This is a genomic window from Kitasatospora sp. NPDC028961 (assembly GCF_055564815.1).
Genome location: NZ_JBVHVO010000008.1, coordinates 264,427 through 289,377, shown reverse-complemented (window position 1 = coordinate 289,377; position 24,951 = coordinate 264,427). Strand labels below are relative to the sequence as shown.

The following is a 24,951-nucleotide window of genomic DNA, read 5'->3' as shown; positions in this document are numbered from 1 at the left end:
GAGCGGCCGCCGGGCGACGACGCTGAGGCGCATGACTGCGAACCCCTCCATACGGCCCGCGCCGGCGGACCGACCCCGGGAGAACGGCGCGGGCTCCGTCCTCCCCCTGACGGTGCCGGCCGACACTCCCGGCATGCCCCTGGCCGAGTACCTCTCGGCCGCCCGACCGTTCGTCCGCGGCCGGCTGCTCGAACACGGCGCGGTCCTGCTGCGCGGGTTCGGCGTCGGCGGGGTGGACGGGTTCGAGGCGGCGGTGCGGGCGGTGTCCGGCTCGCCCCTGGCCTACGCCGAGCGGTCCTCGCCGCGCAGCACCATCAAGGGGCAGGTGTACACCTCGACCGACTACCCGCCGAGCGAGGAGATCTTCCTCCACAACGAGAACTCCTACCAGGCCGACTGGCCGATGACCCTGTTCTTCCACTGCGTCGAGCCGCCGGAGACGCTCGGCGCCACCCCGCTCGCCGACACCCGCCGGGTGTACGAGGCGATCGACCCCGCCGTCCGCGAGGAGTTCGCCGCCCGCGGCTGGATGGTGGTGCGCAACTTCTCGGACGGCTTCGGCGTGCCGTGGCAGCAGGCCTTCAACACCTCCGACCGCGCCGAGGTCGACGCCTACTGCGCCCGCAACGGCGTCGCCACCGAGTGGACCGCCGACGGCCTGCGCACCCGCGCCCGCCGCCGGGCGGTGCACCGCCACCCGGTGACCGGCGAGACGGTCTGGTTCAACCACCTCACCTTCTTCCACGTGACCACGCTCGGCGAGGAGGTGAGCTCGGCGCTGCGCGAGATGTACGACGACTCCCAGCTGCCGACCAACACCTACTACGGCGACGGCCGGCCGGTGCCGGACGAGGTCATCGCGCACCTGCGCGCCTGCTACCGCGCCGAGTGGCGCCGCTTCGACTGGCAGCGGGACGACGTCCTGCTGGTGGACAACATGCTGTCGGCGCACGCCCGCGAGCCGTTCACCGGCCCGCGCCGGATCGCCGTGGCCATGGCCGAGCCGTACTCGGCCGCCGTCAGCCCCGACTCGCTCCTGGAGGCGTCCGATGCCCACCGGTGACAGCGGACTCCCGCTCTCCTACGCCCAGGAGCAGCTGTGGTTCCTGGACCAGCTGCGCTCCGGCGCCTCCACCGAGTACCTGATGTGCGAGGCGTTCCGGATCCGCGGCCCGCTCGACCTGCCGGTGCTGGAGGCCGCGTTCACCGAGGTCGCGGCGCGGCACGAGGTGCTGCGCTCGCGCTACGGCACCGAGGGCGGCACCGGGGTGCAGTACGTCGACGAGCCCGGCCCCGTGCCGCTCGCCGTGCTCGACCTGACCGGGGTGCCGGCGGACGGCCGCGAGGCGCGGGTGCGCGAGCTGCACGCCGCCGAGTTGCGCGCCCCGATCGACCTGCGTGCCCGGGCGCCCTGGCGGCTGACCCTGGCCCGGTTCGCCGAGGACGAGGCCGTCCTGCTGGTGACCGTCCACCACATCGCCTTCGACGGCTGGTCCTGGGGCATCCTGGCGCGCGAGCTGCACGAGCTCTGCGACGCCTTCGCGGCCGGGCGGCCGTCGCCGCTGGAGCCCGTCCCGGTGCAGTACGCCGACTTCGCGCAGTGGCAGCGCGACACCTGGGCCGCCACCCCCGAGCGGGCCGAGCGGCGGCGCGGCTACTGGCGGGAGCGGCTGGCCGGCCTGGAACCGCTGGAGCTGCCCACCGACCGCCGCCGCCCGGCGCAGTGGGACCCGGCCGGCGACAGCGTCCCGTTCACCGTGCCGGCGGAGCTCGCGCAGCGACTGGCCGCGCTCGGCCGGGACGGCGGCGCGACCCCGTTCATGGTGCACCTGGCCGCGTTCCAGCTGCTGCTCGCCCGCTGGTCCGGCGCCCGCGACGTGGCCGTCGGCGTCTCGGTCTCGGACCGCGACGAGGTGGCCCTGGAGCCGCTGGTCGGCATGTTCCTCAACACGCTGGTGCTGCGGACCGACCTGTCCGGCCGGGGATCCTTCCTCGACCTGCTGGCGCGGGTCCGCGAGACCACCCTGGACGCCTACGAGCACCAGGACGTGCCGTTCGGCTGGGTGGTCGCCGACCTCGCCCCCGAGCGCGACCTCTCCCGCAACCCGGTGTTCCAGGTCGGCTTCGCGCTGCACAACGCCGAGCGCCGCCCGCTGCGGCTGCCCGGGCTCGACGTGAGCAAGGTCGAGGCGGCCACCGAGCACTCCGCGTTCGACCTCTCGCTGCACCTGTCCGAGCTCCCCGACGGCTCGTTCGCGGCCCGGCTGATCTACCCGACCGCGCTCTTCGACCGGGCCCGGATCGAGCGGATGGCGGCGAGCCTGCTGCGGCTGCTGGCGGGCATCGCCGAGCGCCCGGCGGTCCCCGCCCACACGCTGGAGACCGTCCCCGACGCGGAGCTGGCCGACCTCGCCCGCTGGAACCGCACCGAGACCGGGCGCCCGCGGCAGTCGCTGGCCGAACTGTTCTTCGCCCAGGCACTGGCCACCCCGGACGCGGTCGCCGTGGTGTCCGGCGTGCGGCGGACCGACTACGCCGCTCTCGCCGACCGGGTCCGGCGGCTCGCCGGGGTGCTGCGCTCGCGCGGCGTCGGCCGGGAGAGCGCCGTCGGCGTCGCCCTGCACCGCGGCACCGACCTGGTCGCCACCCTGCTCGCGGTGCTGACCGCGGGCGGGGTCTACGTGCCGCTGGCCCCGGAGCAGCCGGCCGAGCGGCTGGCCCACCTGGTCGCCGACGCCGGGGTGGGCCTGCTGGTCACCGAGGAGTCCCTGCTCGGCCAGCTGCCGCCGCACCCGAACACGCTCGTCCTCGACCGCGAGGGCGGCGAAGGCGGCGAGGGCGGCGAGGACCCGGCGGGGGCGCCGTCGGCGGACCTCGAACCCGCCGGCGTCACCGGCGCCGAGGCCGCGTACGTGATGTACACCTCCGGCTCCACCGGCCGGCCCAAGGGCGTCGTCGTCCCGGAGGCCGCGATCCGCAACCGGGTGCTCTGGTCCGTGGAGCGCTACGGCCTCGGCCCCGGTGACCGGGTGCTGCAGAAGACCACCATCGGCTTCGACGCCGCGGTCTGGGAGTTCCTCTCCCCTCTGGTCTGCGGCGCCACCGTGGTCACCGGCCCGCAGGACGCCCACCGCGACCCGGCGGTGATGGCCCGCGCCGTCGCCGAGCACCGCGTCACCGTGCTCCAGGGCGTGCCCTCGATGCTGCGCCTGCTGCTCGACGAACCGGCGCTGGCCGACTGCGACGCGCTGCGCGTGGTCTGCTCGGCGGGCGAGCCGCTGCCCGCCGAACTCTGCGCCCGGCTGCGCCGGATCGTCGACGTCGAGGTGGTCAACACCTACGGCCCCACCGAGTGCGCGATCGACTCCACCGCCTGGCCCTACGACCCGGCCGAGCCCGGCGAGCAGGTGCCGATCGGCCTGCCGCTGCCCAATGTGCGCACCTACGTGGTGGACGCCGAGGACCGTCTGGTGCCGGTCGGCGTGGTCGGCGAACTCTGCGTCGGCGGCATCGGTCTGGCCCGCGGCTACGCCGGCCGCGGCGACCTCACCGCCGACCGGTTCGTCCCGGACCCGTTCGCCGCCGTGCCCGGCGCCCGCCGCTACCGCACCGGCGACCTGGTGCGCCGCCGCGCGGACGGCGCGCTGGAGTACGTCGGACGCGTCGACGACCAGGTCAAGATCGGCGGCGTGCGGATCGAGCCCGGCGAGATCGAGGCGCTGCTGGCGACCGACCCGTCGGTGGCCGCCGCCGTGGTGGCCGCCCACCGGTCCGGCACCGGCGACACCCGGTTGACCGCCTACGTGGTGGCCGCCGCCGGGGCGCGGATCGAGCCGGACGGGCTGCGCGCCCGGCTGGCCGCCGCGCTGCCGGAGGCCATGGTGCCGTCCGCCGTGGTCGAGCTCGACGAGCTGCCGCTCACGCCCAACGGCAAGGTGGACCGCCGCCGGCTGCCCGCCGCCGAGCCGGAGCGCCCGGCCGCGCGGGCCTGGGAGGCCCCGCGCACCGACGCCGAGCGGACCGTCGCCGCACTGATGGCCGAGGTGCTGGACGTCGAACGGGTCGGCGCGCACGACGACTTCTTCCTGCTCGGCGGCTACTCGCTGCTCGCGATCAAGCTGGTGCTGCGGCTGCGGCGCGCGTTCGGCATCGAGCTGACCGTCGGCGAGCTGTTCCACGCGCCGACCGTCGCCGGGCTGGCCGCCCGGATCGACGGCGCCTCGGCCACCGGCCCCGACACCGCGGCGGACGCCGTCCGCCCCGTCGGCCGGGACCGCCCGCTGCCGCTCTCCTTCGGCCAGCAGCGGATGTGGTTCCTCGACCAGCTGGAGCCCGGGAGCCACGAGTACGTCGTCCCGCTGGCGCTGCGGCTGACCGGCCCGCTCGACACCGCGGCGCTGCGCGGCGCGCTGGACGCGCTCTCCGCCCGGCACGAGGTTCTGCGCACCCGGTACCGCTCCGAGGGCGGCGACCCCGTCCAGGTCGTCGACCCCGCCGGGCCGGTCGACTTCACCCTGACCGACCTGTCGGCCGGGCCGGACGCCGAGGCAGGGGCCCGCGCCCTGGTCGACGAGCTGGCCCGCTCACCGTTCGACCTGGCCCAGGGCCACCCGCTGCGGGCGACCCTGATCCGCACCGCCCCCGAGGACCACCTGCTCGTCCTCACCCTGCACCACATCGCGTTCGACGCCTGGTCGACCAACGTCTACCTGCGCGAACTCGACCTCGCCTACCGGTCCTTCACCGAGGACGCGCCGGCCCTGCCGGCCCCCGAGCCGGTCCAGTACGCGGACTTCGCCGTCTGGCAGCGCGAGCAGCAGGACGCCGGCCGGCTGGACCACCAGCTCGCCTACTGGCGCGACCGCCTGGGCGGCCTGACGCCGGTCGAGCTGCCCACCGACCGGCTCCGCTCGGCCGTCCGCGACTCGCGCGGCGCCAACGTGGTCGTCGAGGTGGCGCCGGAGGTCGGCCGGGCCGTCACCGAGCTGGCCGGCCGGCACGGCGCGACCCCGTTCATGGTGCTGCTCGCCGTCTTCCAGGTGATGCTGCACCGCTACACCGGCCTCGACGACCTCGCGGTCGGCACCCCCGTCGCCGGGCGGACCCGCCAGGAGACCGAGGACCTCGTCGGGTTCTTCACCAACAACCTGGTGATCCGCAACGACCTGGCCGGCAACCCGGCCTTCCCGGACCTGCTGGACCACGTCCGCGGCTCGGTGCTCGACGCCTTCGCCCACCAGGACGTGCCGTTCGAGCACCTGGTCGACGCGCTGCGCCCGGAGCGGGACCTCTCCCGCAACCCGCTGTTCCAGGTCATGTTCGAGCACCAGCACCTGGCCGGCGTCCCCGCCCGGCTCGGCGCGGCCGCCGTGGAGCCGGTCCGGGCCGGCCTGGAGATCGCCAAGTTCGACCTCACCGTGACCGTCAAGGAACGCGGCGGCCGGATGTACTGCTGGTTCGAGTACGCGACCGCGCTCTTCGACCGGGCGACCGTCGAACGGATGGCCGGCCACTACCTGACCCTGATCGGCAGCGTCACCGCCGCCCCCGGGGCCCGGATCGGCGACCTCGACATGCTCACCGACGAGGAGCGGCACACCGTCCTCACCCGCTGGGCCGACCCGGCCGGCGGGCGGGCCGCCGAGCTCGACCCGGTCGAGGAGCACGGGCTCTGCGTGCCCGAGCTCTTCGCCCGGCAGGCCCGGCGCACCCCGGACGCGGTCGCCGTGGTCTTCGGCGACCAGCGACTGAGCTACGCCGAACTCGACGCGCGGGCCGACCGGTTCGCGGCCCGGCTGCGGGCCCTCGGGGTCACCTCGGAGACGATCGTCGGCTCCCTCCTGGAGCGCGGCGTCGAGGCGGTCGTGGTGCTGCTCGCGGTACTGAAGGCCGGCGGCTCGTACGTGCCGTTCGACCCGCAGCACCCGGCCGAGCGGCTGGAGTTCATGCTCGCCGACGCCGGCCCGGAACTCGTGGTCACCACCGGGGCCTTCGCCGACCGGGTGACCGGCTCCCACCGGGTGGTGCTCGCCGACGGGACCGACGACGGGACCCCCACCGACGACGGGACCGCCGCCGGAACCGACAGCGCCGCCGCCGAGGCCGAGCCGGTCCTGATCCGGCCGGAGAACCTCGCCTACGTCATCTACACCTCCGGCTCGACCGGCCGCCCCAAGGGCGTCATGATCGAGCACCGCTCCTACGCCCACCACTGCCGGGTGATCGCCGACCAGTACGGCATCGCCCCCGGCGAGCGGGTGGTCCTGCTCTCCGCCCTCACCTTCGACGTGGCGATGGACCAGATCGCGGCCACCCTGGTCGCGGGCGCCACCATCGTGGTCGCCGACCCGGTGTTCTGGACCCCGGCCGAGCTGCCGGTCCGGCTCGCCGAGCACGGCGTCACCGTCGTCGAGATCACGCCGTCCTACTACCGGGCCGTCCTGGAGTCCCCCGACCTGCACCTGCTGAGCGGGCTCAAGCTGATGAACGTCGGCAGCGACGTGGTCACCGGCCTGGACGCGCGGCGCTGGGCGCAGACCGGCCTGCCCGCCCGCTTCCTGTGCAACTACGGCCCGACCGAGGCCACCGTCACCTGCCTGCTGCACCCCGTGTCCGAGGTGCCGGCGGAGGGCGACGAGGCCTCGGCCCTGCCGCTCGGGCGGCCCGTCCCCGGCACCCGCGCGCACATCCTCGACGCCGACCAGCGGCCCGTCCCGGTCGGCGTCCCCGGCGAGCTGTACCTGGGCGGCGTCCGGCTGGCCCGCGGCTACCACCGCCGCCCGGAGCTGACCGCCGAGCGCTTCGTGCCCGACCCCTTCGGCGGCGAGCCGGGCGGGCGCCTCTACCGGACCGGCGACCTCGCCCGTCACCGGCCGGACGGCACCATCGAGTTCCTCGGCCGGATCGACCAGCAGGTCAAGGTCCGCGGCCTGCGCATCGAACTCGGCGAGATCGAGGCGGCGCTGGCCCGCCACCCCGCCCTCCAGGAGGCGGTGGTGACCGCCCCGGAGACCGCCCCCGGCGAACGCCGGCTGGCCGCCTACCTGGTGGCCCGGCCCGGCAGCCCGATGCCGGACGTGGCCGAACTCCGCGGCCACCTGCGGGCGCTGCTCCCCGAGTACATGATCCCCGCGCTGTGGGTGCCGCTCGACGTGCTCCCGCTGACCGCCAGCAAGAAGGTCGACCGCAAGGCACTGCCCGACGCCTCCGCCGCCCTGGCCGGCGGGGCCCGCGAGCACCTGGCCCCGCGCGACCCCGCCGAGGAGGCGGTCGCCGCGATCTGGGGCGAGGTGCTGGGCGTCGAGCGGATCGGCGTCCAGGACGACTTCTTCGCCCTGGGCGGCCACTCGCTGCTGGCCACCCGGGTCCTGGCCCGGCTCCGCGAGACGTTCGCCGTCGAGCTGCCGCTGCGCCTGCTGTTCGAGGCCACCACGGTGGCCCGGCTCACCGAGGCGGTGACCGACGCCGTCGAGGCCGAGATCACCGCGCTCACCGACGAGGAAGTGGCGGGCCTGCTCGCCGAGGAGGGGCACCGATGACCGACACCACGGACCGCACCCGGCTGCGGCAGGAGCTGCTGCGCCGGCGCCTCGCCGGCCGGGCGGGCACCGCCCCGGCCGAGGGCATCGGCCGGGCACCGCGCGGCGGCCCGCTGCCGCTCTCCTTCGCCCAGCGCCGCCTCTGGATCCTCGACCGGCTCCAGCCCGGCAGCACCGAGTACCTGGTGACGGCCTCGCTGCGGCTGACCGGCCCCCTCGACCGGGCCGCGCTGCGGACCGCGCTCGACGGGATCCAGCACCGCCACGAAGTCCTGCGGACCAGGTACCCGGTGGTCGACGGCGAACCCGTCCAGGTGGTCGACGCGCCGAGCGGCGTGCCGCTCACCGAGGAGGACCTGAGCACCCTGGACCGGGCCGCCGCCGACGCCCGGCTGGCCGCCCTCGCCACCGGCGCCCGCCGTCCGGTGGACCTCGCCGAGGGCCCGGTGCTGTCCGCCGTCCTGGCCCGGCTCGCCCCGCGGGAGCACGTCGTCCTGCTGACCGTCCACCACATCGCCTGCGACGGCTGGTCCGAGGACCTCCTGGTCGGCGAACTCGCCGAGCGCTACGACGACGCCGTCGCCGGGCGCCCGGCCCGCACCCCGGACCTGCCGGTCCAGTACGCCGACTACGCCGTGTGGCAGCGCGAGCGGCTCTCCGACGGGGCGCTCCGGCGCCGCCTCGACCACTGGAACGAGCGGCTGGCCGGACTGGCGCCGCTGGAGCTGCCCACCGACCGGCCCCGCCCGCCGGTGCGCGACGCGGCCGGCGCCCTGGTGCCGCTGGTCGTCCCGGCCGCGACCGCCGGACGGCTGACGGCGCTGGCCCGGGACCACGGCGCCACCCCCTTCATGGCCCTGCTGGCCGCCCACGCCGTCCTGCTCGGCCGCTGGAGCGGGCAGCGCGACGTCGCCGTCGGCTCCCCGGTCGCCGGGCGCGACCGCGCCGAGGTGCAGGACGTCGTCGGCCTCTTCCTCAACACCCTGGTGCTCCGGGTCGACCTGGCCGGCCCGCGGACCTTCGCCGAGCTGCTGTCCCAGGTCCGGGAGACCGCCCTGGACGCGTACGGCCACCAGGAGGTGCCGTTCGAGCGCCTGGTCGAGGAGCTGGCGCCCGAGCGCGACCCCGCCCGCACACCGCTGTTCTCCTCCATGCTGCTGTGGCAGGACGCCGCCGGCGTCTCCACGCCCGCGGCCATGGGCGGCCTGACCGTCGAGCGGCTGCCGGTCGGCGAGAGCACCGCCAAGTTCGACCTCACCGTCGGCCTGGCCGCCCAGCCGGACGGCTCGCTCGCGGGCGGCGTCAACTACGCCTCCGCGCTGTTCGACCGGGCGACGGCCGAGCGGTTCGCCGCCCAGTTCGCCCAGCTGCTGGAGCACGCCGTCGCGGCGCCCGACACCCCGCTGGACGAGCTGGAGATCCTCCCCCGGGAGGAGCGCGAGCGCCAGCTGCTCAGCTGGAACGCCACCGGCCGCGGCTACCCCACCGGCACCCTGCCGCTGCTGTTCGAGGCGCAGGTCGCCCGCACCCCGAACGCCACCGCCCTGCGGTTCGAGGGCGCCGAGCTCAGCTACCGCGAGCTGGACGTCCGGGCCAACCAGCTCGCCCACCACCTGCGCCGGCTCGGCGTCGGCCCCGAGTCGGTGGTCGGCGTCTGCCTGCACCGCGGCGCCGACCTGGTGGTCGCGCTGCTCGCGGTGCTCAAGGCCGGCGGCGCGTACCTGCCGCTCGACCCCGACTACCCGGCGGACCGGCTCGCCTTCATGCTGGCCGACTCCGGCGCCCTCGCCGTCGTCACCGACCCGGGGCTCACCCCGCTGGTGACCGGCGGCGCCCCGCACCTGGTGGACATCACCGCCGAACTGCCCGGCGGCTGGGGCCACGACCCGGTCTTCGCGGCGGCGCCCGAGCACCCGGCCTACCTGATCTACACCTCGGGTTCGACCGGCCGCCCCAAGGGCGTGCTGGTCGAGCACCGGGCCATCGTCAACCGGCTGCACTGGATGCAGGAGGCCTACGGGCTCGACGCCGACGACCGGGTGCTGCAGAAGACCCCGTACAGCTTCGACGTCTCGGTCTGGGAGTTCTTCTGGCCGCTGATCACCGGCGCGACCCTGGTCCTGGCCCGCCCCGGCGGCCACCGCGACCCGGCCTACCTCGCCGACCTGATCGGCACCGAGCGGATCACCACCCTGCACTTCGTCCCGTCGATGCTGCGGGCCTTCCTCGCCGAGCCGCTGCCGCCGCTGCCCTCGCTGCGCCGCATGGTGTGCAGCGGCGAGGCACTGCCCGCCGAGCTGGTCACCGCCGTGCACGAGCGGATCGGCTGCGAACTGCACAACCTGTACGGGCCCACCGAGGCCGCCGTCGACGTCACCGCGATCCGCTGCGAGCCGGGCCGGCCGGTCACCATCGGCCGCCCGATCTCCAACACCCGCACCTACATCGTGGACGCCGCGCTGCGCCCGCAGCCGATCGGCGTGCCGGGCGAACTCCTGCTCGGCGGGGTCCAGTTGGCCCGCGGCTACCTGAACCGGGCGGAGCTCACCGCCGACCGCTTCGTGCCCGACCCCTTCGCCACCGAGCCCGGTGGCCGGCTCTACCGCACCGGCGACCTCGCCCGGTACCGGGCGAACGGAGAGATCGAGTACCTCGGCCGGCTCGACCACCAGGTGAAGATCCGCGGCCAGCGGGTCGAACTCGGCGAGATCGAGGCGGTCCTGGCGCAGGCCCCCGGCGTCGCCGCCGCGGCCGTCGCCGTCCACGACGACCAGCTGGTCGGCTACCTGGTCCCGGCCGGGGCCGACGTCGAGGCGGCCCGCGAGCACCTGCGCGGACGGCTGCCGGAGCACATGCGCCCGGTGCACTGGACGACGCTGGAGACGCTGCCGCTGACCCCCAGCGGCAAGACCGACCGCAAGGCGCTGCCCGCACCCGACCGGACCCGCTCCGAGCTGGTCGGCGCGTTCGTCGCCCCGCGCAGCGCCCTCGAACAGACCCTCGCGGACGCCTTCGCCGCCGCCCTCGGCGTCGACAAGGTCGGCGTGCACGACGGCTTCTTCCAGCTCGGCGGCGACTCGATGCGCGCCATCCGGGCCGTCGGCGCGCTGCGCGACCAGGGGCTCGCCCTCTCCGTCCAGGACGTCTTCGCCCGCCAGACCGTCGCCGAGCTGGCCCCGCTGGCGGCCGACCGGCCGGCCGCCGAGCCGGCCGAGACCGCCCTGGTGGGCCGGTTCGAGCTGCTCGACCCGGCCGACCGCGAGCGCCTCCCCGAGGGCCTGGCCGACGCCTACCCGATGGGCCAGGTCCAGGTCGGCATGGTCTACGAGATGCTGGCCGACCCCGAGCGCAACACCTACCAGAACGCCAGCACCTTCCAGATCGTCGACGACGGCCCGTTCTCCGCCGAGGCGCTGAACGGCGCGGTCCGGCTGCTGATCGAGCGGCACGAGATCCTGCGCACCTCCTTCGACCTCTCCGGGTACTCCGAACCGCTCCAGCTGGTGCACGCGGCGGACGACCTGCACCTGGAGATCGGCGTGGACGACCTGCGCCACCTGCCGGCCGAGGAGCAGCAGGCCGCCGTCCGGCGCTTCCGTGCCGAGGCCCAGCGCACCCCGTTCGACGTCGGACGCGCCCCGCTGCTGCGCTACCACGCCCACCTGGTCGGCGACCGGGAGTGGCTGCTGACCCACGTCGAATGCCACGCCATCCTGGACGGCTGGAGCCACCACTCCGTCGTCGGCGAACTGCGCGCCGCCTACCGGGAGCTGGCCGCCGGCACCGGCGCCCCCGCCGCGGCGCCGCCGGAGGTCCGCTACGCCGACTTCATCCAGTTGGAGAAGCGCGCCCTGGCCTCCCCGGCGGACCGGGAGTTCTGGCGCGGCCGGATCACCGGCCACGACCGGCTGCGGCTGCCCGCCGACACCGCCCCGGCCGAGGCGCACCTGCCCGCCACCGAGGTGCGGCTGCCCTGGGCGGCGCTGGAGCCGAAGCTGCGCCGCCTCGCCGCCGACACCCAGAGCTCGCTCAAGACCGTCCTCTACACCGCCCACCTGAAGGTGCTCGGCCTGCTCAGCGGCCAGCGCCGGTTCCTCGCCGGGGCGGTGACCAACGGCCGGCCCGAACTGCCGGGCGGCGACCGGGTCCGCGGCATGTACCTCAACACGGTGCCGTTCGCCGTGGACCTGCGGGCGCCGAGCTGGCGCGAGCTGGTGCGCTCGGTGTTCGCCGAGGAGCTGGCCCTGTGGCCGCACCGCCGCTACCCGCTGCCCGCGATGCAGCGCGAGTGGGGCGGCGGCGAGCCACTGGTCGAGGTGGTCTTCGCCTACCTGGACTTCCACGTGCTCGACGAGCACCGGTCGGACATCGGCACCGTCACCGACCACAGCCCGAACGAGTTCACCTTCGACGTCTGGACCTTCCCCGGCGAGCTGCGGATGACCTGCCGCCCCGGCTGGGTCGGCCGGGAGCGGCTGGCGGCGATCGGGGAGACCTTCATCGCCGTGCTCACCGCGATGGCCGAGGACGCCGACGCCGACCCGCAGGCCTTCCGGGCCCCCGGCCTGGACCGCCCGGCCGCGACCGCCCCCGCCACCCGCCCGCTGCCCGAGGTCTGCGTGCCCGAGCTGGTCGCGGAGCGCTCCGACCCGGACGCGATCGCCCTGGAGGACGCCGAACGGAGCCTCACCTACCGGGAGGTGGACACCGGCAGCAACCAGCTGGCCCACCTGCTGCGCGGGCTGGGCGTCGGCCCGGAGACGCCGGTCGCGATCTGCCTGGACCGCGGCGTCGAGGCGGTGCTGGCCATGCTCGGCGTGCTCAAGGCCGGCGGCTACTACGTCCCGCTCGACCCCGCCTACCCGGACGCCCGGATCGGCTTCGTGCTGGACGACGTCCGCGCCGACGTGGTGATCTGCCGGCCGGAGGACACCGACCGCCTCGCGCGGATCGCCGACCTGCGCTGCGTCCCGCTGGACGCGGCCTGGACCGGCCTCGCCGTCCTGCCGGAGACCCCGGTCGAGGCGGGCACCCACCCCGACAACCTGGCCTACGTCACCTACACCTCCGGCTCCACCGGCCGGCCCAAGGGCGTCCAGGTCACCCACCGGGCCGTGGTCCGGCTGGTGCACGACCCCAACTACGCCGACCTCGACCCCGGCCAGGTGCTGCTGCTGCACGCGCCGCTCGCCTTCGACGCCTCCACCCTGGAGGTCTGGGGGGCGCTGGGCAACGGTGCCCGCCTGGCGGTCTGCCCGCCCGGGGCGACCACCGCCGCCGAACTGGCCGAGGTGCTCCGCCGGCACCGGGTCACGCTGCTCTGGCTCACCGCCGGCCTGTTCCAGCACATGGTGGAGACCGAGCCGGCCGCGCTGGCCGGGGTGCGGCAGGTGCTGGCCGGCGGCGACGCCCTCTCGCCCGCGCACGTGCGCACCGCCCTCGGCCACGGCGTCGCGCTCACCAACGGCTACGGACCCACCGAGTGCACCACCTTCAGCACGGCGCTGCGCGGGGTGACCGGGGCCGACGCCGACCGCGGGGTGCCGATCGGCGTGCCGATCACCGACACCCGCGTCCTGGTGGTCGACGACCACCTCGACCCGGTGCCGTTCGGCGTGGCCGGTGAACTGCTGGTCGGCGGCCCCGGGCTCGCCCGCGGCTACCTCGGCCGCCCCGACCTCACCGCGGACCGCTTCGTGCCGGACCCGTCCGGCGAGCTCCCCGGCGCCCGCTTCTACCGGACCGGGGACATCGTCCGCCGCGACCCCGACGGGACGCTGTCCTTCGTCGGCCGCCGCGACAGCCAGGTGAAGATCCGCGGCCACCGGGTGGAACTCGCCGAGGTGGAGGCCATGATCGGCGGCCTCGCGCCGGTCCGGGCGGCCGCGGCGGCCGTGCACCCCGGACCGGACGGCCAGAAGCGCCTGGTCGGCTACGTCGTCCCGGAACCCGGGAGCGGCCCGCTGGACGTCGCCGTGCTGCGCGAGCAGCTCCGGCGGCGGGTGCCCGACTACCTCGTCCCCGGCGCCTGGGTGGAACTGCCCGCGCTCCCGCTCACCGCCCACGGCAAGATCGACCGCGCCGCGCTCCCGGAGCCCTCCGGGCCCGCGCCGACCGCCGGCTCCGCGGCGCCGCGCACCGCCACCGAGCGGGCCGTCGCCGAGGTCTGGGCCGAGGTGCTCGGCCTCGAACAGGTCGGGGTGGACGACGACTTCTACCTCCTCGGCGGCCACTCGCTGGCCATCCTGCGCATCACCGCCCTGCTGCGCGAGCGGCACGGCATCGACCTGACCGTGCGCTCGTTCGTGGCGGACCCGACCGTCGCCGGGCTGGCGGCGGCCGTCGACGCGGCGGCGGCCGGCGAGCCGGTGGAGGCGCTGGTCTGGCTCCGCCGGGAAGGCGGCAGGCCACCCCTGTTCTGCGTGCACCCCGGCGGCGGCAGCGCCCACTGGTACCGCCCGCTGGTGCCGTACCTCGACCCGGACCAGCCGGTCGCGGCCTTCGCCTGGCCCGGCCTCCAGGCCGAGAACGGGCAGCCCGTCCCCTCCACCGAGCAGATGGCCGAGCGCTACCTGGCCGAACTGCGGGCCGCCGCCCCGCAGGGCCCGTACCGGCTGTTCGGCTGGTGCGGCGGCAGCGGCATCGCCAGCGAGCTGGCCCACCGGCTCACCGCCGAGGGCGAGGAGGTCACCTTCGTCCTGCTCGACCCGGGGCTGGACAACCACGAGCGGCCCGAGCTGTGGAAGGAGTACCGGCTGATCGAGAGCTGCGTGGCGAAGCTGACCGAACTGGCCGCCGCCCCGGCCGGGCAGGACACCTCGGCGCTCCGCGGGGAGACCCTGGCGCTGCTCGAACACCTGGTGGACGACGTCGACCCCGAGGTCGGGATCGTGCTGCCGGAACACGGCGCCGGCGAGGTCTGGCTGCCCTCCGCCCGGATGTGGCGCGAGGTCATGGAGATGTGCCTGACCTACCGTCACCGCCCCTATCCCGGCCGGCTGCACCTGATCGCCAGCGACGAACTCGCCGACGGCAAGCACGAGGTGGCCTCCGGGCAGGACTTCGGGGAGTACCTGACCCGCTGGCAGGAGCTCACCGGCGACGTCGCCCTGCACCGGATCCCCGGCGACCACTTCGGCGTCATGAAGCCGCCCCACCTCGGCCGCCTGGCCGAGACGATCACCGCGGTCCTCGCCGACGGCGGAGCGAGCACCGGCTGACCCCGGGGGAGGGAACCACCGCGAGGGCGGGGGCGCACACAGCGCCCCCGCCCTCGCGGTTTCGCCGTGTCCGGGCCGGGCCCGGACGGCCTCCGCCCGCCGGCGCGGGGCGGGGTGGGCCGCCGCCGCGGTCGCTCCACCGGGGTGAGGTCCCGCCCCCGGGCGCCCAGTCCCCGGCGCCCAGTCCCCGGCGCTCCGGGAGCCGACCCTCGGGGGCCGGCCTCGGCGGCGGGCCGGGTACACCCCGCCCCCGGCCCCGCCCCGGTTCCCGACAGCCCGCGTGGGACGGCCGCGCGCGGTGCCCCGCGTCGGCCGGGCACGCCGACGACCCGGGCCGGGCTCCTTGGGGGAGCCCGGCCCGGGTCGGTGGTGCTGGGGTGCTGCTGGGGTGGTGCGGGTGGGTCAGTCGGTCACCGCGACGAGGCGCAGTTCGGAGGTGTAGCGGCGGCCCTGGTCGTCGGTGAGCCAGGCCTGCTCCGGCGTGGGGAACATCTCGGTGACGGTGAGCCGGGCGTCCGGGTCCTTGCGGGCCAGCCGGCGGGCGGCCTTGGCGAGGATGTTGACGTAGACCGGGCTGTCGAAGTCGACGAAGAACGGCCGCGGTTCGGTGGGGGAGACCACGAAGACGAAGCGGGGCAGCTCGTTCGCGTCCTGCCAGTGCCGGGCCCGGACGAACCGGCGCGGCTCGGTCTTCTCGTCCGCGAAGTCCAGCGTGGAGCCGACGAACCGCCAGGTCTCCCGGGCCACCACCATCTTGTCGATGGTGATCCGGGGGGAGTGGTCGGCCTCCGGCAGCAGCCGGAAGCGGTCCATCACCAGGGTGGTCAGCACGTGCGAGAAGACCTCGACGGCCGGGAACACGGCGCCGTCCGGCAGCACCACGGTCAGCCGGCCGTCCCGCTGCTCCACCACGGCGTCGGCGCTCGGCGCCGTCCGGTCGCGGTGCGGGTCGGCCGTGTTGTCGAGCAGGGCGACCTGGTAGTCCTGCGGGCGGACCAGCGCGTGCCGGATCCGGGCGGAGAGCCGGGCCTTGTGCTCCTTCGGCAGCAGCGGCATCAGCCGCGGCGCCGGGTGGTCGCGGTCGGTCCGGTCGAACAGCTCCCGGCGGTCCGGGTGCTGGTTGACGAACAGCTCGTTGCCGAGCGTGTTCGAGGCCAGGTGCAGCTCGCCCAGGGCGAGTTCGAACTCGCCGCGGTCGATCGCCGCGGTGTCCTCCGCCGCGATCATCATGTCCGGGCTGATGTACCGGGCGGCGGTCCAGCCCGCGGCGGTGGCCGGCCCGAAGGCCTCCGCCACCCGGTCGGCGAGGTCGGCGAGGTCGGCGCCCGCGACGTTGACCCGGCGCACGCCCTCCGTGGACGGCAGGATCCGCTGCCAGCGGCGTTCGAACTCGGCCTGCAGCTCGGCGGCGTCGGCCCCCGCCGCGCCGTGCAGCACGGGCATGCAGGCGAACCAGAAGGTGGCGAGGTCCACCGGGCGGTGGGCGTCGGTCTCGGCGCGCAGCTTCCCGAACACCGCGGCGACCCGCTCCGACACCCGGGCGGCCAGCGCGGCGGCGAGCCAGGCGGCGCCGTCCATCAGCAGTTCGAGCGGGGCGAGCGCCTCCAGGACCCGGCTGCCGAGCGTCACGTGGGCCGCACGCCGGCAGTCCTGGTAGACCACCGCGCGACCGGGCGCCGTGGTGCCGCTCTTCTCGCGCTTGGCGGCCGCGTCGGTCACCCGCTGGAAGGTCTGCTCGACCTCGGTGAGGGCGGCCACCAGGCGCTCGGGGTCGTCGGCCGCGGCCCGGACGGCCTCGCCGGCGCGCTCCAGCTCGTCGAGCCGGGCGAGCGCCTCGGCGCGCACGGCGGGTTCGCCGATCCGCTCCAGGGCGGTCCGGAGCCGGCGGTCCGGCCGGATGTCGGCGGGGAGGTCGAGCTGCCAGGTGATCCAGCGCCGCCGGACCAGCTCGTCGAGGAGCGCGGGGACGTCGGTCCCCGGGCCGGTCTCCTGCTGGATGGCGTGGGCTGTGCGGGTGCCGTCGCAGAGCCGCAGCACCCGCAGCGTCTCCGGCTCCACCGGGCGCGGCGGGCGGCCGGGGACGCGTACCGCGTCCTCCTCCAGCCGGACGAAGGGCACCCGGCGGGGCGCCGTCCAGACGCGTACCGCCGGGTCGGCGCCGATCTCGCGGGCCAGCGCGTCCATCGACCAGCTGGACCAGAAGACCTCCGAGGAGGCGATCAGCCCGGTGCCCGGGTCCATGGTGATGCCGGGCCGGTCGGTGTCGAAGGCGCCCCAGCCGACCGGGCCGAAGAAGCCGATGGTGTCGTTCTTGACGCAGAACCGCTGCCAGTAGTGGGCGACCAGCTCCTCGCGCTGGCGCTGCTTGAAGGTCCGGCCCTCGGTCGCGGGCGACCAGTTGAGGAACGGCCGGATCGCCGAGTCCAGCACCCCGCGGTTCTGCCAGGCGACCGCCGCGCGGAACGACCCGGAGGCGGCGATCTCCTGCGCGTTCTCCGCCGCCCGGGCGGCGGACTGCGTGAACTCCTCCTCGAAGGCCTGCCAGGCGGCCCCGGAGAGCTTGTCCCGGGCCCCGAACTTGTCCGCGGCCGCCGCCAGGCCCTCCGGCGCCAGCCGGAGCACCCCATCGGCCGGGAACCCCGGGCCGCGCACCGCGACCTGGTCCCACAGCCGCCACCGGCCGCTCAGGGAGACGGATTCCTCGTGCATGCCGGTGCCCCCTAGGCCGAGGCGGGAGCGAGGGACAGGTCGTCGACGACGACCTCCGCGAGCTCCGCGGGGGACGGGTAGGTGAAGACCAGGGCGACGGCGATCTCGGCGCCGACCAGCTCCTGGAGCCGGTCGACGATCTGGAAGGCGGCGAGCGAGTCGCCGCCGGCCTCGAAGAAGTCGCTGTCGGTGTCCAGGCTGTCGTCGCCGAGCGTCTCGCGGTAGAAGCCGGCGATCTGCCCGGCGAGTTCGGCGGTGTCGATGGTGGTCATGGTGGGTCCTTCCGAAAGGGGTGGGGTGTACGGGGAACGGGAGGGGGCGCGGGGCGCTCAGCGCGCCGCGGCGGCGGCCAGCACGGCGGCGGAGTTGCCGCCGGAGACGACGACCGCGGTGCGGCCCGCCGCGCCGGGCCGCAGGGCGCCGGAGCCCAGCGCGCCGGCCAGCGCGGCAGCGCCGCTGGGTTCGGCGGCGATGCCGGCGCGGTGCAGCAGGTCCATGGCGCGCAGCACCGCCGCGTCGTCGACGCCGATCAGGTCGTCGACCCGCCGCCGGACGATCGGGAAGGTCAGCTCACCGGGCCGCTGGCCGCGCAGCCCGTCCGCGACGGTGTCGCTGGGCGGCAGCTCGACCGGTTCGCCGGCGGCCATCGAGCGGGCGTAGCGGCGGGCCCGTTCGGGCTCGACGCCGATGACACGCACCGGCCTCGGCAGCCGGGCGGCCGCCAGCAGGACGCCGGCCAGCAGGCCGCCGCCGCCGACCGGGACGAAGATCGCGTCAAGGTCGGGGGCGTCCCGGAACACCTCCAGGCCGACGGTGCCCTGACCGGCGATCACGAGTCCGTGGTCGGAGGAGGGCACCAGCGCGGCGCCGGTGCGGGCGGCGAGGTCCCTGGCGTGGCGGTCGCGTTCGGCGACCCCGCCGGGCACCCGCAGGACCCGGCCGCCGAGCGCCCGGATCGCCCGCTCCTTGGCCTCGGCGGCGCCGGCGGCCATCACCACGGTGACCCGGACGCCGAGCATCCGGCCCAGGGTGGCCACCGCGATGCCGTGGTTGCCGGAGGAGCCGGCGACCACCTCGTCGGCGCCGAGCGCGAGCATCGCGTTGGCCGCGCCGCGCAGCTTGAACGACCCGCTGTGCTGCAGGTGTTCGGCCTTGACGAGCAGGCCGGGAAGGGTGTCGTGGCGCAGCAGCGGGGTGTGCCGCACGTGCGGGGCGATGCGCTCGGCGGCGGCCAGGACGTCGGCCGGCCCGGGCAGGCCGGTGTCGGTGGCGAGACCGGTCAGCGGCCGGGTGTCGGCGGCCGTCACGCGACGGCCTCCGGCACGGGCGCGCGCAGGGCGCGGCGGTCGGTCTTGCCGCTGTGCGTCACGGGCAGCCGCTCCAGCCGGGTGAAGCGCCGGGGCATCATGTGCGGCGGCAGGGTGAGCGCGAGGTGGGCGCGCAGCCGGGCGTCGGGGGTGGCGGCGAGCGGGCCGGTGACGTGGGCGTCGAGCCAGGTCCGGCCCCGGTCGTCGGTCTCGGCGGTCACCACGGCGCCGGTGACGTCGGGGTGGGTGAGCAGGGCGCCCTCGATCTCGGCCGGGTCGACCCGGTGGCCGCGGATCTTGAGCTGGCGGTCCGCCCGGCCGAGGTAGTCGAGGGTGCCGTCGGGGCCGCGCCGGGCGAGGTCGCCGGTCCGGTACAGCCGGGTGCCGGGCGGGCCGTGCGGGTCGGGCGGGAAGCGGTCGGCCGTCAGGCCGGGCAGTCCGCCGTAGCCGCGGGCCACCCCGGCGCCGCCGATGTGCACCTCGCCGACCTGGCCGCCCGGGACTTCGCGGCCCTGCGGGTCGAGCAGCCGTACGACGGTGCCCTCGATCGGGGTGCCGACGGTGTCGGTGGCGGTGTCCGGGTCGGCCGGCACCTCGTAGCGGGTGGAGGTCATGGTGCACTCGGTGGGCCCGTACTGGTTGACCAGCCGGCCGCCGACCAGGGCGCGGCCGCCGGCGGCGAGGAACGGGCGCAGCGACTCGCCGCTGGAGCAGAGCAGCCGCAAGGAGCGCAGCCGTTCGGCGGCGCGCGGGTGCTGGGAGAGGAAGGTCAGGAAGGACGGGGTGGTGCTGAGGACGGTGTCGACGCCGTACTCGGCGACGGTGTCGGCGAACGCCTCGGCGCGCAGCAGGCGCGAGCGGTCGACGAGGACGACGCAGCCGCCGGCGGTCAGCGGGGCGAAGGTGTCCCGGATCGAGGCGTCGTAGCCGGGCGGGGCGAGTTGGAGGGTGACGGTGCCGGGGCCGAGGTGGTTGTCGCGGGCGACGGCGCGCAGGTAGGTGTCGAGGCCGTGGTGCTCGATCAGCACCGGGTTGGGCGCTCCGGTCGAGCCGGAGGTGTGGCTGACGTACGCGAGCGAACGCGGGTGCGGGGCGGGGAACGCGGGGGCGGCCGGCGGGTCGGCGGGCAGCCGGTCGAGCAGCAGGGCGGGCGCGCCGACGAGCGGGCCGAGGCGGTCGGCCAGGGCCGCGGTGGTGAGCAGCTGCGCCGCCGCGCCGCCGGCGGCGAGCGCGGCGAGCCGCCCGTCGGGCAGTTCGGTGTCCAGGGCGAGGAACGCCCCGCCGGTGCGGACGACCGCGGCGATCGCCACCACGGCGTCGGCGCCGGGCGGCAGCGCCACCGCGCAGACCCGTTCCGGCCCGAGGCCGTGGGCGGCCAGGTGGGCGGCCAGCCGGTCGATCCGCTCGGCGAGTTCGCCGTAGCCGACCGGTCCGCCGGGGGTCAGCAGGGCGGGGGCCTGCGGTGCGCGGTCGGCGTGCGCCCGGATGGCGTCGACGAAGGTGGCCCCGGCGGGGGTGCTCATGCCGGCTCCTCCGTCCCGGTGGTCCGGTCGACGGCGACGAGGCGCAGTTCGGAGGTGTAGCGCTGCCCCTGGTCGTCGGTGAGCCAGGCCTGTTCGGGCGTGGGGAGCATCTCGCTGACGGTCAGGCGGGCGTCCGGGTCCTTGCGGGCGAGCCGGCGGGCGGCCTTGGCGAGGATGGTGACGTAGACCGGGCTGTCGAAGTCGACGAAGAACGGCCGGGGCTCGGTGGGGGAGACCACGAAGACGAAGCGGGGCAGCTCGTGGGCGTCCCGCCACTGCCGGGCCCGGACGAACCGCCGGGCCTCGGTCTTCTCGTCCGCGAAGTCCAGGGCGGCTCCGGCGAAGCGCCAGGTCTCCCGGGCGACCACGGTGGAGTCGATGGTGATCCGCGGCGAGTGGTCGCCGTCCGAGCGCAGGGTGAAGCGGTCCATCACGCGGTTGGTGAGCGCGTGGCAGAAGACGTCGAGCAGTTCGAACTCGGAGCCGTCGGGCAGTACGGCGGCCAGCCGGTCGTCGCGCTCCTCCACCAGGACGTCGCCGGAGCGCACGGTGCGCGGGCGGTGCGGGTCGGAGGTGTGGTCGGTGAGGGCGACGTAGTGGTCCTGCGGCCGTCCGAGCGCCTGCCGGCTGCGGGCGGACCACTTGAGCGGCAGCTCCTTGGGCAGCATCGGGAGCAGGCGCGGGCCGGGGAAGTCGCGGCTGGTCTCGTCGATCAGCTGCTCGCGGTCCGGGTGCTGGTGGACGAAGAGGGACTGCCCGAGGGTGTTCATCGCGACGTGCAGCTCGCCGATCACGAGCTCGAACTCGCCGCGCCCGACGGCGTCGAGGTCCTCGGCGATGATCATCAGGTCGGGGCTGATGTACCGGCTGAGCGACCAGCCCCGGCCGCCCTCCGGGAACGCCTCGTGGACCTGCTCGGCGATGTCCGCGGCGGCGAGGTGGACCCGCCGGGCGCCGTCCGGCGCGTCGATGATCCGCCGCCAGCGCTCGCGCAGGTCGGCCTGGATCCGGTCGATGTCGGCGATCGACTCCGGGTGCGGGGCGGGCAGGCAGGCGAACCAGAGCGAGCCGAGGTCGACCGGGCCGCCGCCGCCGCGCTCGCGCAGGGCGCGGTAGGCGGTGCGGATGCGCTCGCCGACCGCCTCCGCGTACCGGTTGGTCATCCAGCGGGCGGCGGTCATGCACAGCTCCAGCGGGGCGAGCTGTTCCAGGACGGCGGTGCCCACGGTGGCGGTGGCGGAGCGGCGGGTGTCGGAGTAGACCAGGGCGCGGTTGGGCGCCGTCCGGGCGCCCTTCTCGCGGACCGCCGCGACCTCGGTGATCTCGGCGAAGGCGCCCTCCAGCGCGGCGAGGGCGGCGGTCAGCTCCTCGGGGTCGGTGCCGGCCCGCTGCACCCGGTCGCGGCCCTCCTCGAGGACCGCCAGCCGGGCCAGCGCGGGTTCGCGCACCTCGGCGTCGCCGATGCGGTCGAGCATGGCCCGCAGTTCCCGCTCCGGGTAGGTGCCGGCCGGGACGTCGAGCTTCCACAGCACCAGCCGGCGGGCGACCAGCCACTCCAGCGCGGCGGTGACTTCCGCGGCGGGCAGCGGCCGGCCGAGCTCCCGGCCGGCCAGTTCGGCGATCCCGGCCGGGGTCCGGCGGCCGTCGCAGAGCCGGAAGACGGCGAGCGCGGCCTCGGAGACCGGCAGCGGCGGGCGGCCGGGCACCAGCACGGTGCCCTCGGCGGCCCGGACGAACGGCACCGGGCGCGGCGGCGTCCAGTCGCGGACCCGGGGGTCCCGGTCGATCGCCTTGGCCAGCGCGTCCATCGACCAACTGGAGAAGTACACCTGGGAGTCGGCGACCAGGCCGGTGCCGGGGTGGACCTCGACGCCGCGCCGGTCGGTGTCGAAGGTGCCCCAGCCGACCGGGCCGAAGAAGCCGATGGTGTCGTTCTTGACGCAGAACCGCTGCCAGTAGTGGGCGACCAGCTCCTCGCGCTGGCGCGGCATGCTGGTGCGGCCCTCGGCGGACGGCGTCCAGTCGAGGAACGACTTGATGCCGGTGCCCAGCACCGCCCGGTTCTGCCAGGCCACCGCGGCCCGGAACGGTCCCGAGGCGGCGATCTCCTGGAGGTCCCGCGCGGTCTGCACGGCGGCCGCGGTGAAGGCCTCCTCGAAGGCCTCCCAGTCGGCCTTCGCCGGTACCTCGCCGGGGGTGAACTTGTCGGCGGCCGTCGCCAGGCCCTCCGGCGCCAGCCGGAGCACCCCGGCGGCGGGGAAGCCCGGCCCGCGGAGTGCGAAGTGCGGCCACAGGCGCCACCCACCGCCGGGCATTCGTATGGTGTCGGACATTGCTGAGCTACCTCCCTGGGAAACGTGCGCCGGGTCGTCCGCCGGTGGCCGACCGGCCGTCAGGCCTGTTCGGCCGGGATGCCGCCGAGGCACCACTCCAGGACCGCGCGGGCGCTGTGGTACTTGTTCTCGGCCTGCTGGAACGCGATGCTCGCGGGGCCGTCCAGCACGTCGCCGGTCACCTCGTCGCCGCGGTGCGCCGGCAGGTCGTGCATGAAGACGGCGCCGGGGCAGGCCGCGAGCACGGAGGAGTCGACCCGGAACGGCTCGAAGTCGCGCCGCCAGTCGGGGTCGGCCTTGGCCGTGCCGGTGGTCTGCCAGCGCGTGGTGTAGACGATGTCGGCCTCCGGCAGGTCGGCCATGTCGTGCCGCTCCTCGACCAGGGCGCCGGCCTCCTTGGCGAGGGTGCGGGCGCGGTCGAGGTAGGCCGGGTCGAGCCCGTAGCCGGCCGGGGTCCGCAGGTGCAGCTCGGTGCCGGGGAAGCGGGCGAGCGCGAGGGCGAGCGCCGAGGCGGTGTTGTTGCCCTCCCCGGCGTAGAGCACCCGCAGTCCCTCGATCCGCCCGAAGTGGCCGAGCATGGTGGTGAGGTCGGTGAGCGCCTGGGTGGGGTGCTCGGCGGCGCTCATCGCGTTGACGACGGACATCCGCTGCTGGGCGGCGTAGGCGCGGAGTTCCTCGGTGCTGCCGGCGGTGCGCGCCACCAGCACGTCGAGCATCCGGGAGAGCACCTCGGCGGTGTCCTCGGTGGTCTCGCCGGTGTTCTCCTGGAGGTCGTCGGGACCGTAGGTGATCAGCCGGGCGCCGAGCCGCAGCGCGCCGGCGGAGAACGCCGTGCGGGTGCGGGTGGAGGTCTTGCGGAACAGCACGCCGACGACGGCGTCGGAGAGCGGCCGGGCGCTCTCGCACGTGCCGGCGGCGTACTGGGCGCCGCGGTACGCGATCCAGCGCAGCTCGCGGTCGGAGAGGTCGTCCAGGGAGACCAGGTGGCGGCGGAGCGGTCGGGGCATCGGGGGTTCCTCCTCGGGTGACTCGGTGGCTCGGGTGGCGGACCGTCAGTTGGCGCGCAGGGCGTCGTGCAGGACGCCGAGGCCCTCGTCCAGCAGCTCGGGCGCGATGGTCAGCGGGGGCATCACCTTGAGGACCTCGTCGTGCCGGCCGCAGCGCTCGATGATCAGGCCGTGGTCGAAGGCGTACCGCTGGACGCGCTCGGCGCGGTCGGCGCCGCCCGCCGGGGCGGTGTCGATGCCGAGCACCATGCCCCGGCCGCGCAGCACCAGCTCCGGGTCCAGCGCGGCGAGCTCCGTCCGGAACCGGTCGAGCCGGGCCGAGTTCCGCTCCAGTCCGGTCAGGAAGACGTCCTGCTGCCAGAACTCGCAGGCGGCGGTGGCCGCCACGAAGGCCAGCTGGTTGCCGCGGAAGGTGCCGGTGTGCTCGCCGGGCTGCCACAGGTCCAGCTCGCGGCGGAACAGCGTGAGCGAGAGCGGCAGCCCGTAGCCGCTGAGCGACTTGGAGACGGTGACGATGTCCGGCACGATCCCGGCGTCCTCGAAGCCGAAGAAGGTGCCGGTGCGGCCGCAGCCGGACTGGATCTCGTCGAGGATCAGCAGCACGCCGTACTGCTCGGTGACGCCGCGCAGGCGGCGCAGCCACTCCCGGCTCGCCGGGTAGACGCCGCCCTCCATCTGCACCGGCTCGACGACGACCGCCGCCGGCGGCTCGGTGCCCGAGGACGGGTCGGCCCAGAGCCGCTCGATCAGGTCGATCGAGTCGAACGGGCCGAGCGGGCCGTCCTCGAAGGGCACGAAGGTGACGTCGCCGCCGGTCACCGCGCCGGCCCGGCGGGCCCGGCGGCTGCCGGTGACCTCCAGCGAGCCGCGCGACATGCCGTGGTAGGCGCCGGTGAAGGCGGTCAGCCCGGTGCGGCCGGTGGCCCGGCGGGCCAGCTTGAGGGCCGCCTCCACCGCGTCGGTGCCGGTCGGGCCGGTGAACTGCACCTTGAAGTCGAGCCCGCGCGGCTGCAGGACGATCTCGTTGAAGCGGGTGAGGAACTCGCGCTTCGCGACGGTGTGCATGTCCAGGCCGTGCATCACGCCGTCGGCGGCGAGGTAGTCCAGGACGCGCTGCTTGACCGCGTCGTCGTTGTGCCCGTAGTTGAGGCTGCCGGCGCCGCAGAAGAAGTCGATGAAGGCCCGGCCGTCGTCGGTGTGCAGCAGCGCGCCCTTGGCGCGCTCGAACACCACGGGGAAGGTGCGGCAGTACGACCGCACCTCGGATTCGAGCTTCTCGAAGACGGAGGTGTCGGTGGTGGTGGCGGTGGTCAT

10 protein-coding genes are annotated in these 24,951 nt (G+C 75.6%); 3 read left to right on the top strand and 7 right to left on the bottom strand.

Features of this window, described 5'->3' with window-relative positions:
• The first annotated feature begins 133 nt into the window (after positions 1-133).
• Genes ACZ4UX_RS18015 through ACZ4UX_RS18005 form a run of 3 tightly spaced genes read left to right on the top strand, consistent with a single transcriptional unit; the run spans position 134 to position 14,758 of the window.
• Entirely contained in the window at positions 134-1,063 is a 930-nt protein-coding gene (locus ACZ4UX_RS18015) for a TauD/TfdA family dioxygenase (RefSeq protein WP_380389387.1), read from the top strand.
• Positions 1,050-7,538, top strand: a complete 6,489-nt coding sequence (locus ACZ4UX_RS18010) for an amino acid adenylation domain-containing protein (RefSeq protein ID WP_465707369.1) — start codon at positions 1,050-1,052, stop codon at positions 7,536-7,538. Before ACZ4UX_RS18015 ends, ACZ4UX_RS18010 begins: the two co-directional genes overlap by 14 nt.
• Positions 7,535-14,758, top strand: a complete 7,224-nt coding sequence (locus ACZ4UX_RS18005) for an amino acid adenylation domain-containing protein (protein WP_465707368.1) — start codon at positions 7,535-7,537, stop codon at positions 14,756-14,758. Before ACZ4UX_RS18010 ends, ACZ4UX_RS18005 begins: the two co-directional genes overlap by 4 nt.
• A 402-nt stretch (positions 14,759-15,160) precedes the next feature.
• Here the strand turns inward: ACZ4UX_RS18005 and ACZ4UX_RS18000 are convergent, their stop codons facing one another.
• From ACZ4UX_RS18000 to ectB, 7 genes are read right to left on the bottom strand one after another with little or no spacing between them, the layout of a single operon-like run.
• Entirely contained in the window at positions 15,161-17,467 is a 2,307-nt protein-coding gene (locus ACZ4UX_RS18000) for a lantibiotic dehydratase (RefSeq protein ID WP_465707367.1), read from the bottom strand.
• Between the two features lie 11 nt (positions 17,468-17,478).
• Entirely contained in the window at positions 17,479-17,739 is a 261-nt protein-coding gene (locus tag ACZ4UX_RS17995) for a phosphopantetheine-binding protein (protein ID WP_329486317.1), read from the bottom strand.
• A gap of 57 nt (positions 17,740-17,796) precedes the next feature.
• Positions 17,797-18,774, bottom strand: coding sequence for a threonine ammonia-lyase (locus ACZ4UX_RS17990; RefSeq protein WP_359803969.1), 978 nt, complete (start codon positions 18,772-18,774; stop codon positions 17,797-17,799).
• Positions 18,771-20,297, bottom strand: a complete 1,527-nt coding sequence (locus ACZ4UX_RS17985; protein WP_465707366.1) for an amino acid adenylation domain-containing protein — start codon at positions 20,295-20,297, stop codon at positions 18,771-18,773. The genes ACZ4UX_RS17990 and ACZ4UX_RS17985 overlap by 4 nt, the downstream gene beginning before the upstream one ends.
• On the bottom strand, positions 20,294-22,630 hold the full coding sequence (locus ACZ4UX_RS17980; RefSeq protein WP_465707365.1) for a lantibiotic dehydratase: 2,337 nt from the start codon (positions 22,628-22,630) through the stop codon (positions 20,294-20,296). The genes ACZ4UX_RS17985 and ACZ4UX_RS17980 overlap by 4 nt, the downstream gene beginning before the upstream one ends.
• Positions 22,631-22,689: 59 nt before the next feature.
• On the bottom strand, positions 22,690-23,637 hold the full coding sequence (locus tag ACZ4UX_RS17975) for an ornithine carbamoyltransferase (RefSeq protein ID WP_465707364.1): 948 nt from the start codon (positions 23,635-23,637) through the stop codon (positions 22,690-22,692).
• 45 nt (positions 23,638-23,682) lie between these two features.
• Positions 23,683-24,951, bottom strand: coding sequence for a diaminobutyrate--2-oxoglutarate transaminase (gene ectB, locus ACZ4UX_RS17970; RefSeq protein ID WP_465707363.1), 1,269 nt, complete (start codon positions 24,949-24,951; stop codon positions 23,683-23,685).

Excerpts from the sequence above, each read along its gene's own strand:
- ectB (WP_465707363.1), bottom strand. The coding sequence starts at position 24,951 with ATGACCACCGCCACCACCACCGACACCTCCGTCTTCGAGAAGCTCGAA.
- ACZ4UX_RS17995 (WP_329486317.1), bottom strand. The coding sequence starts at position 17,739 with ATGACCACCATCGACACCGCCGAACTCGCCGGGCAGATCGCCGGCTTC.
- ACZ4UX_RS18010 (WP_465707369.1), top strand. The coding sequence starts at position 1,050 with ATGCCCACCGGTGACAGCGGACTCCCGCTCTCCTACGCCCAGGAGCAG.
- ACZ4UX_RS18005 (WP_465707368.1), top strand. The coding sequence starts at position 7,535 with ATGACCGACACCACGGACCGCACCCGGCTGCGGCAGGAGCTGCTGCGC.
- ACZ4UX_RS18000 (WP_465707367.1), bottom strand. The coding sequence starts at position 17,467 with ATGCACGAGGAATCCGTCTCCCTGAGCGGCCGGTGGCGGCTGTGGGAC.
- ACZ4UX_RS17985 (WP_465707366.1), bottom strand. The coding sequence starts at position 20,297 with ATGAGCACCCCCGCCGGGGCCACCTTCGTCGACGCCATCCGGGCGCAC.
- ACZ4UX_RS17980 (WP_465707365.1), bottom strand. The coding sequence starts at position 22,630 with ATGTCCGACACCATACGAATGCCCGGCGGTGGGTGGCGCCTGTGGCCG.
- ACZ4UX_RS18015 (WP_380389387.1), top strand. The coding sequence starts at position 134 with ATGCCCCTGGCCGAGTACCTCTCGGCCGCCCGACCGTTCGTCCGCGGC.
- ACZ4UX_RS17975 (WP_465707364.1), bottom strand. The coding sequence starts at position 23,637 with ATGCCCCGACCGCTCCGCCGCCACCTGGTCTCCCTGGACGACCTCTCC.